This window comes from Priestia sp. USM5 (assembly GCF_058323215.1).
The window spans coordinates 2,389,291-2,402,196 of record NZ_JBSGKN010000001.1; the positions used below are offsets into that span (position 1 = coordinate 2,389,291).

Genomic DNA, 12,906 nt, shown 5'->3' on the forward strand with positions numbered 1-12,906 from the left:
ATTCAATAACTCCCGGCAGCTAACTTTTTTAATCTTTTTATATAAAAGGAATAGTAAGAAAAAACTTCATCACATATACTATATAAATTTATATAAAAGGCAGGGATATCATGAAAGCACAGCGCTTGGTAGATGACAAAAAAGGAACGTACAGCAAGGAAGTTCAGAAGCACTTCAAAATAAAAATAAATGGAAAAATTTACACAAAACCCTCACCGCAACCACCTTCCTCACCCCCTGTGAATAAAAAAAATCTTAAATATAAACCTCAAAATAAAGTTCTACGCACGTATGATAAAAAAGATCAAGTGGTAAACGGCACACAAGAAAGGCTCATAAAATCTGCCAAAACTAGATTAACTAAATACGAAAAGCTTCTATTAAGCAATCAGCTTTCAGAATCCGCGGCTCTTTACTCACCTTTTGGGTTAGAAGAGCTCGTGCGCATGGCTAGTAGAGAGGAGTGAACGATTTGTGTTGGGTGAAAAAGTAATCATTGATACAAACATTTGGGCTTCACATGCGCTTAATTATCCAGAAGTTGTGGAATATATTAATGAACTTATTTCAAATAATACGGAATTTTTAATGCCTACCGTTGTACAAATGGAACTTCTGTCGCATTGGGAAGTAGAAACAAATCCTCAAGTCAAAGCAGTAAAAAATCATTATATTTACGATATGACCGATAAGATTGTAGACGTTACAAGTGAAATTGCACAGCTAGCAGCTCAAATTCGCAGAAAAGCCAAAATAGAATCAAATAAAAAAATTAAAGGCCCGGATGCGATGATTGCCGCATCTGCTTTTATACATAATGCAAAACTAATTTCCAACAATAATAAAGATTTTGCTTGGATTACATTTAATTTCAGCTACCGAGGTCAACCATTATCTTATGTAAATCCTATTAAAGACACGATTGCTTACGCTTCTTTTATTAAAAGCTTTGAACCTCCCAACCTTCCCGGTGCTGATAACTTACAAGAAAACGAGAAGGAAAGTTAATTTGTTTTTGCTTTCAAAATACTCCTTGTCTCCCGCCTTTTTCAAATTAAAAGTTTGATGGGTACATACTCCAATTCTTTCTATATTGAATACAGTAAAAAGCATAAAAACTTAGGCGGTGAAAAGAGTGAATTACCCATATTACCCGGAACAACCTTTAGAAGAGTATCAATATGGCTATGATTATTATTCCAATCCCCAGGAAACTGAAGAAAGATTCCCTTATGGTTATTATCCATATCCTCGCCCACGTCCATTTTATCCTTACCCTTACCCACGTCCCATTTATTACCACCCCCCTTACTTTTACCCTCGTCCTCGTCCGTTTTACCCACACCCAGTGTATTGGAGATAAAAAAAGAAGAGCTGTCAGCTCTTCTTTTTTGTTTCTTGATATTTAGACATCTCTTCTTTAATAATGGTCACAAACGCTTCATTTTGCTCAATTTCAAAAACAGTAATAGCTTTTTCTAGGTAAGCTATTCCTTCTTTAAGCTCACCAAGCTGACAGAGTGCTTCTCCAATTTGATAGTGCAGTTCTCCTAATAAATAAAGCGTCTCATGCTGAATACACAGCTCTAGTCCTGCTTGTGCATATTTAACCGACTTTTCATAACGTTCCATTTGCAAAAGCGCATGTGATAATCCATATAAAATTCGAATTTTGACAAGAGGATCTTTTAACTTAGGAAGCAAAGCAATATGCTGCAATCCTTCCATAAACGTACTGAACGCTTTTTTTAAATGACCTTCTTCTTCGTAAATAATGGCAATACTATTTAAAATAGCAATCTCTTTCTCTGAATAAAACTGTTCGCTCGTACGCGTGAACGCAATCGCTTTTTCCAATTTACGAAGCGCTTGTTCAAATTTATTTCCAATATAATAATCACATATGGCTTCGTGCCATAGGAAAAATTGTGCGTGAAAAGGATCTTGAAACATAGGATTATCTTTTTCTTTATCCACCATATGTAACACAGTTTCATAATCGCGTTTTCGTATATAATGCCTAATGGTCGATTTAATTTCTTTTGAATAATCGTTGGGCGTTAGCTCTCCTGCTTCAAAGAAATAATTCATCGGAACCCCTAAGCGTTTCGATAAATGATAGAGAACTTCACTGCTTGCATGAATTTCACCTTGTTCAAATCGATGTAGCTCTTCTTCTGTACAAATTCCTTCTGATAACTCGACAGTTGTCATTTCCGCAATCTTTCGCAGATCTTGAATCAGCTGACCTACTTGTTTTTTATCATTCAAAAAATCACCTTACTTAATGTCAATGAACTCTGTGAAAACAACATTCCATTATGTTTTTATAAGTCTATTGTACCATTTAGGTAGTTTTTTTATCAATAGAAATAAGAAAATAATTCCAAAGGAAATTCTTGAAATTATAATTAAATTATTTCAAACAACCTCCAGCTTCTTCTTTAGTCATATCCCCTCTTTGTACAGCAGTCATAACTTGATCGCAATAGTATGATGTTTGACTATATCCTTCTTCATCAATTTCTTTTTGAATCTGTTCCTTTGCTTCATCGGAGAAATTAGCATCTTGTTCAGCAATGATTTGAGCTTCATATGCTTCTTGTTCTGCCTGTTCTTTAGCTAATCTTTCTTCTTCCTTATTCAGTTCCTCCTCAATCTCAGCCTCTTCAGCCCATGTTTCAGCTTGATTTGCTCCATAATTATCGATTGTTTCTTGACTAACTGGAGATTCCGCTTCCTTCTTTTGCTCTGCTTGTTCAGCTGCTATACGTTGTTCTTCGGCAATCTTTTGTTGTCTTTGTTGTTCGGCTATTTCTACTTGTCGTTTAGCTTCCGCTTCTTCTTTTACTTTTTGTTCTGCTAATTCCTTAGCCTTTCTTTCTACTTCAACTTTTGTAGCGTAGGCACGTAAATCTTTCTGTTCATCTTGAATTTGTTGAGATTCAGATTTCTTATTTAATTCTCTTTCATTAGTCTTTTTTTCTGGCTTTACAGCAGTTTCTTCCTTAGAATTCTCACCGTTCTTCTCTTCCCCTTGGTCACATGCTCCCATAGTGAAACTCAAAGACAACAAAATGCTACCAACTAACAACTTTTTCACAGCATTCTCCCCTTAACTTTTCTCTGTATGGAGTGTTACATTAAACTGATAAATTGATTTGACTAACTAATTTTTCTAAGTCCTTAATTAATTCTTTAGGGGTCCCTATATTGTTCATTACGTCATTACATATCTTTAGAAGCTCAAGTTTAACTTCTATGCTAATTTCCTCAGGTTTTAATTGTTCATTCACAACACACAGCCCCTTAACGAGTAAATAATATCACGAAAAAGGTTATTTTTTTATATATTCAATTATTTCCCTTATCAGTTTTTCGATAATTTTCTTTTTGAATCATTCTCATTCTCTGCATTTTCTTTCCTATAATTAATGTAATCCATCATTATACTTTCTATAGCTTTTAATAATTCTTTTACTTGCTTTTCTGTAAATAAGCATTCTCTAATAGGTTCTCTTATCTTCTTAATCTTCGTGTACTTCTTACCATCTACACCAAAGTGAACCTTATGGTGATGTGCTTTACGATCACTCTATGAGTTTTACTCCAATCCTCTTTAACTTCTATAAGGTGATAGGCTATTTCAATAGGAGTACACCTGCCTTCTTCAAGACAGACTTCATCTAAAGGATTTAATCTCTTCTTCCTATTGCATAATTTAATTCATGGGTTACTAGATTAAAAGGCTTTCCCTTCCTTATCTACTCTCTGTTCCTTGTACTCTTAATGATTATCTTTTTTGCACTTGTCACAATATGTATCATAAGCTAATTGACGACATTCCTCTGTGTTATATATCTTAGATGGCTTCTTAGGCATGTTGTTTAGCCACCTTTTTTACCATTTATTATTTAGCACATATTTTAATTTGCATACTATAGATATAATAAAAAGCCACTCTTCAGAGTGACTTAGCATTAGATTTATTTTTTTACTTCTTCAGGTACATAATCTAAAAGTGTGGATATTATCATATTAAAATGCCATGGAGTAAGGTTATTACCAGCACTTTCTTTTAGCTCAGTTCTTAGTTTTTCGCCCCATACTGGATATTTATTATTACTTTGTGCTTTCTCTAACATATGACCTACTACATTTATTACTTTATAATACTCATTTTCTTTTGCACTGATATAATAATCTTTTTGTTCATAATCCATAACTCCACCTCCTTTTAGTTACTTATTATTTTCTCTTCATTAACCAAATCAAACTTGTTAATTACCTAAAATAAAAAGTCGACCCTATGATTGACTTTCTCGACTGAATTAAATATCATCTCTTTCAGTCGCTTTAAATACTGCTTTAATTTTGTAGGTATCTTTCTTACCTTTTACGGCAGTAACCCTTGTAATCAGTTCAATAATAACCCCTGAAACTGAATGGTATTGCAGGTCCTGAAATAGGCGTCTGCCCCCCACCCAAAAATTTTGGAGCTTTCGCAGGATACCCTAACGGATAATTTCCCCACCAACTGTCAACTTCACCACTAGAATTCAGTACATATCCAGTAGGACGTCCAAAAGAAGGCATGAAATAAGGGTAGAAAGCATAGTTAAAAGGAGTATAAAAATTAGAATAGAACATTTAATCACCTACTTTGTTTCAACTTGTAAAAAACCTTCATTAAGATATGAAATCTTTTCTTTTATTGTGAAGCATCATTTTCAATAACTTCTATAACATTGTCTTTATTTATAACATTGAAATAACTTTAAAAGAGATAATAGGCTATTTTTTTGAAACTCTTTTTAACCTTTTCTCCCTCCAAATACAGAAAAGAACAGCACATCAATGTGCTGTTCTTTTCGAGTTTATATGATTTATGACACTATATATCCTTAAATAGAATCAAATACTTGACGCAGTTGAGCTGCGCTTTTATTGATCGCCTGCTGAGCGAGTGGAACAAATTCATGAAACCCTAAAAACCCGTGAATCATTGTTTCATAATTTTCGTAGGTGACGGGAACACCATGATTTTTTAATGCGTCCGCGTAGTCTTTTCCGCTATCTCTTAGAGGGTCGTACTGTGCTGTAAGAATGGTAGCGCTCGGCAGGCTCGATAAATCTTCTAGTAATACCGGAGCGTTATAGGGATGCTGTTCTTCTTCTTTATTATTTAAGTACTGAAGGCGAAACCAATCCATAAGATCTTTTGAAAGAAGATATCCTTCGGCATTTTCTTTCATAGATGCAGGGTGCTGATTTTTAAATCCTACAGATGGATAAATAAGCAGCTGATGAACAATGGATGGACCTTGTCTTTGTTTTGCTAAAATGCTTGCAACCGCAGCAAGGTTGCCACCGGCACTATCTCCTCCAACGGCAATTTTGTTTGAATCAATATTTAATTGAAAAGCGTGGGCTGAAATCCACTCCAAGGCGTCATAGGCATCGTTCACCGCAGCGGGAAATTTACTCTCAGGAGCAAGGCGGTAATCAACAGACACTACAATACAGTTTGTTTCATTTGCATACGACCTGCATATGGAGTCATGAGTATCCAGGCTTCCTAATACCCAGCCTCCTCCGTGATAATAAACAAGAGCGGGAAATGGCCCTGTTCCTTCAGGCTCATACACTCGTATAGTGAGGGTACGTTCATTTAATTGGATTTCTTCATTATATACTTTTTTAACTGCTTCTTTAGAAGGAGTTAAAGACATTTTTTCCATTTCCCTCAGCTGCAGGGGTGTAACGTCCTCTAAAGAAGGACGGGGCATTTCGTTATATTGATTTAGAAATATTTGAATATGCGGATCTAACGGCATTTTTCTTCTCTCTCCTTTCAAGGTAACTCTATATGTAATGATGAATGAAATTTCAGAAAAAATCCAATATATTGTCTTCTCGGCAGGCTTTTGTTTGTTTTAATTAAAAATGGGTATAACAATTAAATAAAGAGGATGATATTCGTATATATTTTATTCTCACCTATATAAATATAAATACGTACGAAGGAGGCACAATGATGATTATTGTTTATATAAGCTTAGCTGTTGTTTTGGCATCACTTGCGTATCTTATTTACGCAGGCGTATCATTTAATAAAAAAATCAAGCCAACTGTGAACTCTGTAAACGCCACTTCTCAACATCTTCAAAACGAAACTGATCATATTAAAGAAAAAACAAACCATTTAAAAGTAACACAAGCAGCGATTAAAACGGATATACAGTACAAAAAAGATTCGGTCAAATATACAGCCAACTCATTTAAACAGCTTGTTAATAGCTTTAAACGTTAAAAAAGGAAACCTTTATAAAGGTTTCCTTTTTTATTACATCGCCTGAGACGTATCTTTAGGAGGTGCAGCCGTTTTGTTTCGGTGATAAATAGCATTAATCTCTCCTCCAATGACGAGAATTAACCCCGTTAAAAATAGCCAAAGCATCAGAACAATTACGCCTCCTAAACTTCCATAAGTAGCAGAATAATTGCCAAAGTTGCTTACGTAAAATGAGAACCCTAAAGATGTCAGCTGCCATAGCAGCGTAGCAGCGAGTGCTCCGGGCCATACGTGAGCAAAAGGAAATGTTTTATTTGGCGCTAATCTGTATAATACGGATAAAACAAGTACCATAGTGCCGACACCAACAATCCAGCGCAGAATATTTAAAACCACTGTTGTACCTGAAGGAAGAGAAAACCATTCGCTTATCCAATTTAACAAAACCCCTCCGAACACTGGTAAAAGAAGCGATACAACAATTGTTACAATTAATCCAATTGTTAAAAGAATGGACAAGCCTCTTACTTTAATAAACGAGCGCTGTTCTTTCACGTCGTAGGCTTGGTTCATTGCACGAATAAAGGCGTTCATACCGTTTGAAGCGGACCAAATGGTTCCTAAAATCCCTACAGTCAGTAACCCGCCGTTTGGTTGGCTCACAAATTGAGCTACGTTATCTTTAAAGATTGCAGCCGTTTCTCCCGGCATAACGCTTTGAAGAAGATCGATTGCCTCTTCCGGTTTAATCGATAGATACGGAACAATCGATATCAGTAAAATAAGCATAGGGAATAATGATAGCATATAATAATAGGCTTGCTCAGCCGCTAGTCCCGTTGCTTGGTCTTCTTGAATTTCTTTACCAAGACTTTTTCCAAATGATAATAGCTTTTTCATGATAAACCTCTACTTTCTCTTTTTTTGTTCTTTTCCCATTTTATGCACTTTTCAACCTTGAAAGTGGAGAATTTCGAGCAAAATCTCAAATCAAGCGACCATGAGAAAGTAGAATGATGTTTCCTACACAAAAAAAGTTCCGGCTCAAAAGAGCCAGAACTTTTCATCAAAGTGTTTATGTAGAGCAGACTAGCGAATGTGTCCTTGTGCACCGCTTAATTGCTGCTGCGCCATTGCAACAAGATGCTTCGTCATTTCTCCACCAACAGAACCATTTGCGCGAGCCGTCTGCTCAGCGCCAAGCTGAACGTTAAGTCTTCCCGCGATTTCCGTTTTTAACTGATCAAGAAGCTGTTCAGCACCTTGAACTAAAATAGGATTACGATTTGCCATGTTTATCACTCCTTTCCTTCAACAGCTTATATAGGTTAATGTTCCTTTCACTTGAAATTTTATACAACATCCTTCAAAAAAAAAGATCCCTGGCTATCGCCGAGATCTTTTTTTCTTTTTAAGCTTTTCTACACTCGTTCAAGAGGCATTGTGCAGCAGCGGAAAGAACCGCCGGACTTAATAATTTCAGATATATCAACTTCAATCACTTTATAGCCTCGTTTCCTTAACTCTTCATTCACTTCTGTATTTATTGGCAGACTGATCACCCGTTGATTACCGATGGATAATACATTGGTTCCCATCGTAAACTGCTCTTCTTTTGTTACTTCAATTAAGTCATATTTCATGCGAAGTAAATTTAATTCTTTCTCATGTAAAGCGGGTGAAAATACAAGCGCTTCTGTAGGTGATAAAATATTTAACACACAATCAAGATGAAGATAAGACCGATCAATAGGAATCGGAACAACCTCATACGCTGGAAGCAGCTCTTGGATATGCTCCACGCCTTCTTTACTTGTACGGTCGCTGAGTGCAATAAAAATAGCTTGTCCATCAATCAGCACATCTCCACCTTCAATGGAGTGGTCCGGTACCTGATGAAAGGGAATACCTTGCTGCTGCAGCCAATCGGCTAGCACTTGTTCTTCTCCGCTTCGAATTTCGCTGCCCATTTTCGTGACAATAACGGTATCTCCGAGCGTATAGCCAATATCCCGTGTAAATACTTGTTCTGGAAATGGCTCTTGTGCAGATAGTCCGATGACTTCAATCCCTTCTTTTTGAAGACATTCGACAAATTGACGGTGCTGCTTTGAAGCTAAGCTCTCATCAATGTTTTCGTCCGCATAATGCTTTTGTGTTTCATTAATAATTTCTTCAATTTTCATATATGTAGGTGGACAAACGACCACACGTTTTAATGTATCATACTCATTTTTACATCCATAACTATTCGTCATTTTAGCTGGCTGTTTCATTTGCATCTTTTTAAATCCCCCTTCGTGCATTTATGTACAGTGTTCCCTAAATCGCCTGAAACATAAACACGATTTTGCTAAGGAAACACCCCTGCGCATCTATCTGAAAAGCTTTTTCAGGCAAGAAAAACAAAAAAACACAATACTTCTTCTAATTACAATAACTGTTAGTATAAAATAGTCTAGTAACTGTACAAAAAATTGGAGGTTAATATGAATAAAATAGCGAACGCATTATATGCGGGCAGAAAAATTTTATTACTACTGTGGGTCATCCTAATTGTCGGATTTGGCTTTTATGCGGCTAAGCTTCCTTCTGTGCTTGGAGGAAACGGATTTGAAATGAAAGGAATGTATAAAGATACCGAGCAGCTTTTAGTTAATAAATTTGATGTTAGCGAAGCTCAGATCATCGTTTTGTTTGAAAAAAAAGACGGAGTTTCTGACTCGAAATTCCAGCAAACGATCGCTCAGTATATGCAAAAAGCAAAGGACAAATCAGACGCGTCGAAAGTTGACATACCAACGGCTTCTAACAAGATGATAAAAGGAAGCACAGCGTATGGAATTATCCACTTTAATCACGATGATGGAACGATGGATAAACGAGTGGAAAAGATCAGAACTCTTTCATCTGAAGAAAAAGAAGTTAGTGTAAAATTAACCGGTGGTCCTATTATTGAAAAAGATATGAATACAGCAAGCCAAGCAGATTTAGCAAAAGCAGAAGCCATTGGTATTCCTGTTGCTTTAGTTGTGCTTCTTCTAGCTTTTGGCGGCGTGGTAGCCGCTGCAATTCCTCTTATGATAGGAATTGTAACCGTCGTTACCACCATGGGCGTTGTCTATTTCTTTCATCCGTACACAGAGCTGTCCATCTTCATTTTAAACGTGATTCCAATGATTGGATTAGCTCTTAGTATTGACTTTGCCCTTTTATTTATTAATCGCTTTAAAGAAGAAATTCAAACAAAATCGGTAGAACAAGCAATCAAAATCACCATTCAAACAGCGGGACGCTCGGTCATCTTCTCCGGATTATGCGTATTTATTGGATTAGCGGGAATGCTGTTTATTCAAGTTGATATTTTTCAAAACGTCGCTCTTGGAGGAATGGCTGTTGTTTTTATTGCTGTGTTTTCAGCTCTTACGCTGCTTCCTTCCATACTGGCTATATTAGGTACACGCATTAATCGTTTACGCATCCTAAAAGTCAGTGAACAAGGCGGTCAGTCTAGGTGGCGTTCATTCGCTACATTTGTCATGAAAAAACCTGTAGCTATGACGATTGTTTCTCTTATTATTCTGTTAGTAGCACTTATTCCCGTTCGAGACATGCATCTAGAAATACCATCTTCAGAAGCACTGCCAACAAAATACGAGTCTCGTCAAGCTTTTGACACGTATAACGATACGTTTATAAATAAAAACACGGCAGACGTTTATTTTGTGTTAGAAGCTAAGCAAGATATGCTGAAGGAAAAGCCTTTAACAAATGCCTTTACTTTTATAAAACAATTAAAAGAAGATTCGTTAGTTAAGCAAGTTGATTCTATTTCTACCGCTTTAAACGTAAAATCCAGTGATCAGCTTCAAGCTATGCTGAACAACCCGCAGATAAGCGCGCAGACAAAGCCAGCTGTAGATTCGTTTATTAACGAACATTATATGCTCATAAAAGCTACGCTAGATACAGACCAAAATTCAGATCAAGCAAAAGATTTTGTTCGAAAATGGAAAGAGAAACGTTCACCTTTCACCGTTCATATCGGCGGCTATCCAAAATTCGAACAAGAAATATTTGATGAAATTTATAAAAAGGCGCCTTATGGCCTGGCTCTTGTTTTATTTTCAACGTATGTCATTTTAATGATTGCTTTTCGTTCCGTCCTGATTCCTTTAAAAGCTATCATTATGAATATTTTAAGCTTAACAGCTACGTTTGGTTTACTTGTATGGCTGTTTCAAAATGGACATTTAGGTCTTACCCAATCCAATATCGCTTTAGTGCTGCCGGTCTTTGTTTTCGGCCTTGTATTTGGGCTTAGCATGGACTACGAAGTCTTTTTGATTTCACGCATTCACGAAGTGTATCATCAAACGAAGGATAACAATGTAGCAACGGTAGAAGGCCTAGCTTCCACTAGTAAAATCATTACGAGCGCTGCTTTAATCATGATTGTCATTACAGGAGCCTTTGCTTTTACAGACGTAACGCCTGTTAAACAAATGGGTGTAGGAATTGCCTTAGCTATATTTATCGATGCAACGATTGTCAGAATGCTTCTTGTCCCTTCTCTTATGAAATTGCTTGGAGATGCCAACTGGTGGTTTTTCACTAAAAAAAGCGATAAGTCCAGTTCCAACGAACAGGTAAAATCATGATAAAAAAACCCGCTCAAGTGAGCGGGTTTTGCATTGAAGATTTCTTTATCGACTTAATTTAGCAAAAGCGATAATGCCTTCTTCATCGTCTAATTCCAGTTCTAGTCCTGCTGCGTATGGGTCTACGTTCATTTCCGTATCCAGCCAATAGCGCAGCGCTTCGATAATGTTCAAAGTAATATGAACCTGTTTACGATCATGCACGTATGACTCTGCTGAAAAACCGTAGTCATCATCATACATTAGCTCAATCTCTACTTCTTGAGGCTGAACTTGTTTTTTTTCTGCGATATACAAACACATCGCATTGATAATATCTTGTTCAGAAATTTTTATTGTCTCCAAGATTTCACTTCCTCATTTTTACGCTTGTTGCTACGTACGCTTTGGAACAACTTTACTACAAGAAGAATTAAAGCTACAATCACAAGCATATTTACCATAAAGCCTAAAATTGGGCCTAATGGTCCTAAGCTAGATAATAAGCTTCCAAATAATAAGCCCGCAATTCCTCCCATTAAAAGACCTTTCATTAAGCCGCCGCGCTTTGAACCAGCTGCTGTACTTTTAGATGATGAGTTTTTAGACGTATTGTTTTGCTTAACCGAATTACTGTTATTGTTTTTAAATAAGCTTGATTGGTTATTGCTTCCGCTGTCAAAAGAGCGCTTTCCTGATTTATACCCTTTTGCACTTGCTACGTTTGAACCGTCATGAATAAGTGATCCACCGACTGGTGAAAACACAACCGCTAATGCGATAAATGCGGCCAATAATTTTTTTACCATTGCTTTCCCTCCACTAAATGACTAACGTCACATATGTTTTTTCATATATGATTTCCATATATGTTCCTACGTTTCATCATACCAAAAGGTTTCACTTTTTTATATAAAAATGCATAAAGCTCCATTAAATGTTCACAGGATTAAACATTTGCACGTATTTCGTGCTTATATAACATCAGTTAAGTATAAATCAAAGGCATTCATAAAACTAACAAAGGTCCTTCATCTTTATTATATATAGCTTATTTTACACTTCGCCGAAAACATTATCTAAAATTTCTATTTTTGAGGTAGTGACTTTTGCAGAATTCTTTGTTTGCTCCACTAATTTAATAATGTCTTTATGGGCCTGCTTAGCACCTATTATTAATAAAGGAACACCTATTACATTAATCTTTAACCTTCTTGAAAACAAACCTCCTAGTGTCATAGATAAAGGTACGGTGGGAGATGTATTGGAAAAAAGTATTTTCGTTTGTAATTCTCCTTTTTTATTTAGCAAATTGGCTAACTCATACATAGCAGGAACTACTACTTTTGAAGACCCTCTCCCTAATGTATATACTTCATTTTTTTCTTCATCATATCCATGAAAAATTAACTTCCCCATATCCTTAGAAGTCAATTTATTAAAAACATCAATATTTAATATTTCTTTATCAGTTGGTTCTCTATTAGCAGGGAGCTTTTTCAGATGGTAAGCAGCTGCCAATGCTGATGAATGTGTGCCTCCGTAGCAGTTATAAATATAAATCATCTTGTCATCTCCTAAATAACTAACTCTCCTTTCATTATAATCAAAATTTCTCTGCCCCATTCTTAGATTTCCAGAAGAAATTCTGTTCTTTCCCTATTAAAACCTGTACAAAAAACATCCTGGAATACAATTGTTACACTCCATTCTTTGCTTCCCACAACTACTTCCCTCTTGGTTGAAGTTTAAAAAGATTCAAGAAATTCTTGGAAATAGAGACATTCAAACAGTAACATTAAAGGATCTATATACTTATATAACGAATAACATATAGGAAAAAGATTTAATGAATGGATGAAATTTGTCTCTGAAAGCTTCTAACATTGCACGTTTATAGTTAATTCGTCTTCAATACTTCATATTATATACTTGCCCTTTCATAAATAAGAGCTTTCTCTTATATGAATA

The 12,906-nt window shown here is 36.0% G+C and carries 15 protein-coding genes; 4 read left to right on the forward strand and 11 right to left on the reverse strand.

The features are described 5' to 3' along the window. Positions 1–110: 110 nt before the first annotated feature. On the forward strand, positions 111–467 hold the full coding sequence (locus ACWATA_RS12970; protein WP_028413384.1) for a hypothetical protein: 357 nt from the start codon (positions 111–113) through the stop codon (positions 465–467). Positions 468–474: 7 nt separating this feature from the next. Continuing rightward, a complete protein-coding gene (locus ACWATA_RS12975; RefSeq protein WP_047750993.1) occupies positions 475–1,008 on the forward strand; it encodes a PIN domain-containing protein in 534 nt (177 codons plus the stop codon). Positions 1,009–1,377: 369 nt separating this feature from the next. On the opposite strand, the gene ACWATA_RS12980 is transcribed toward ACWATA_RS12975, so the two are convergent. The 5 genes from ACWATA_RS12980 to lipP1 form a co-directional block, all read right to left on the reverse strand. After that, positions 1,378–2,271, reverse strand: a complete 894-nt coding sequence (locus tag ACWATA_RS12980) for a helix-turn-helix domain-containing protein (protein WP_034266057.1) — start codon at positions 2,269–2,271, stop codon at positions 1,378–1,380. A gap of 145 nt (positions 2,272–2,416) precedes the next feature. Then, positions 2,417–3,103 carry a hypothetical protein gene (locus tag ACWATA_RS12985; protein WP_473049905.1) on the reverse strand — a complete coding sequence of 229 codons (687 nt, stop codon included), beginning with the start codon at positions 3,101–3,103 and terminating at the stop codon, positions 2,417–2,419. Between the two features lie 40 nt (positions 3,104–3,143). Continuing rightward, positions 3,144–3,296 carry a hypothetical protein gene (locus ACWATA_RS12990; protein ID WP_155017243.1) on the reverse strand — a complete coding sequence of 51 codons (153 nt, stop codon included), beginning with the start codon at positions 3,294–3,296 and terminating at the stop codon, positions 3,144–3,146. A 690-nt stretch (positions 3,297–3,986) separates the two neighbouring features. Then, a complete protein-coding gene (locus ACWATA_RS12995) occupies positions 3,987–4,223 on the reverse strand; it encodes a hypothetical protein (RefSeq protein WP_325076817.1) in 237 nt (78 codons plus the stop codon). Between the two features lie 681 nt (positions 4,224–4,904). After that, a complete protein-coding gene (gene lipP1 / locus ACWATA_RS13000) occupies positions 4,905–5,837 on the reverse strand; it encodes a LipP1 family hormone-sensitive lipase (protein WP_098112591.1) in 933 nt (310 codons plus the stop codon). Positions 5,838–6,037: 200 nt separating this feature from the next. Here lipP1 and ACWATA_RS13005 point away from each other — a divergent pair, with 200 nt between their 5' ends. Next, positions 6,038–6,313 (forward strand): hypothetical protein, encoded by a 276-nt coding sequence (locus ACWATA_RS13005; protein WP_034266052.1) that lies wholly within the window; start codon positions 6,038–6,040, stop codon positions 6,311–6,313. A gap of 33 nt (positions 6,314–6,346) precedes the next feature. Here the strand turns inward: ACWATA_RS13005 and ACWATA_RS13010 are convergent, their stop codons facing one another. The 3 genes from ACWATA_RS13010 to ACWATA_RS13020 form a co-directional block, all read right to left on the reverse strand. Then, positions 6,347–7,195: a YihY/virulence factor BrkB family protein gene (locus ACWATA_RS13010; RefSeq protein WP_028413391.1), complete on the reverse strand. Its 849-nt coding sequence runs from the start codon at positions 7,193–7,195 to the stop codon at positions 6,347–6,349. A 189-nt stretch (positions 7,196–7,384) separates the two neighbouring features. Continuing rightward, positions 7,385–7,588 (reverse strand): alpha/beta-type small acid-soluble spore protein, encoded by a 204-nt coding sequence (locus ACWATA_RS13015; RefSeq protein ID WP_013056997.1) that lies wholly within the window; start codon positions 7,586–7,588, stop codon positions 7,385–7,387. Positions 7,589–7,716: 128 nt separating this feature from the next. Beyond that, entirely contained in the window at positions 7,717–8,577 is an 861-nt protein-coding gene (locus tag ACWATA_RS13020; RefSeq protein WP_034266049.1) for a dimethylarginine dimethylaminohydrolase family protein, read from the reverse strand. A 207-nt stretch (positions 8,578–8,784) separates the two neighbouring features. Between ACWATA_RS13020 and ACWATA_RS13025 the strand changes: the two genes are divergently transcribed. Then, positions 8,785–10,956, forward strand: coding sequence for an MMPL family transporter (locus tag ACWATA_RS13025; RefSeq protein WP_154991361.1), 2,172 nt, complete (start codon positions 8,785–8,787; stop codon positions 10,954–10,956). 45 nt (positions 10,957–11,001) lie between these two features. Here the strand turns inward: ACWATA_RS13025 and ACWATA_RS13030 are convergent, their stop codons facing one another. From ACWATA_RS13030 to ACWATA_RS13040, 3 genes are all read right to left on the reverse strand, one after another. After that, positions 11,002–11,301 carry a YxcD family protein gene (locus ACWATA_RS13030; protein ID WP_014460159.1) on the reverse strand — a complete coding sequence of 100 codons (300 nt, stop codon included), beginning with the start codon at positions 11,299–11,301 and terminating at the stop codon, positions 11,002–11,004. After that, positions 11,289–11,744, reverse strand: a complete 456-nt coding sequence (locus ACWATA_RS13035; protein ID WP_033578944.1) for a hypothetical protein — start codon at positions 11,742–11,744, stop codon at positions 11,289–11,291. Before ACWATA_RS13035 ends, ACWATA_RS13030 begins: the two co-directional genes overlap by 13 nt. Positions 11,745–11,991: 247 nt before the next feature. After that, complete coding sequence (locus ACWATA_RS13040) at positions 11,992–12,501, reverse strand: DUF3189 family protein (RefSeq protein WP_043982658.1); 510 nt, start codon at positions 12,499–12,501, stop codon at positions 11,992–11,994. Between the last annotated feature and the right edge of the window lie 405 nt (positions 12,502–12,906).

Excerpts from the sequence above, each read along its gene's own strand:
- ACWATA_RS12970 (WP_028413384.1), top strand. The coding sequence starts at position 111 with ATGAAAGCACAGCGCTTGGTAGATGACAAAAAAGGAACGTACAGCAAG.
- ACWATA_RS12995 (WP_325076817.1), bottom strand. The coding sequence starts at position 4,223 with ATGGATTATGAACAAAAAGATTATTATATCAGTGCAAAAGAAAATGAG.
- lipP1 (WP_098112591.1), bottom strand. The coding sequence starts at position 5,837 with ATGCCGTTAGATCCGCATATTCAAATATTTCTAAATCAATATAACGAA.
- ACWATA_RS13005 (WP_034266052.1), top strand. The coding sequence starts at position 6,038 with ATGATTATTGTTTATATAAGCTTAGCTGTTGTTTTGGCATCACTTGCG.
- ACWATA_RS13010 (WP_028413391.1), bottom strand. The coding sequence starts at position 7,195 with ATGAAAAAGCTATTATCATTTGGAAAAAGTCTTGGTAAAGAAATTCAA.
- ACWATA_RS13015 (WP_013056997.1), bottom strand. The coding sequence starts at position 7,588 with ATGGCAAATCGTAATCCTATTTTAGTTCAAGGTGCTGAACAGCTTCTT.
- ACWATA_RS13020 (WP_034266049.1), bottom strand. The coding sequence starts at position 8,577 with ATGCAAATGAAACAGCCAGCTAAAATGACGAATAGTTATGGATGTAAA.
- ACWATA_RS13025 (WP_154991361.1), top strand. The coding sequence starts at position 8,785 with ATGAATAAAATAGCGAACGCATTATATGCGGGCAGAAAAATTTTATTA.
- ACWATA_RS13035 (WP_033578944.1), bottom strand. The coding sequence starts at position 11,744 with ATGGTAAAAAAATTATTGGCCGCATTTATCGCATTAGCGGTTGTGTTT.
- ACWATA_RS13040 (WP_043982658.1), bottom strand. The coding sequence starts at position 12,501 with ATGATTTATATTTATAACTGCTACGGAGGCACACATTCATCAGCATTG.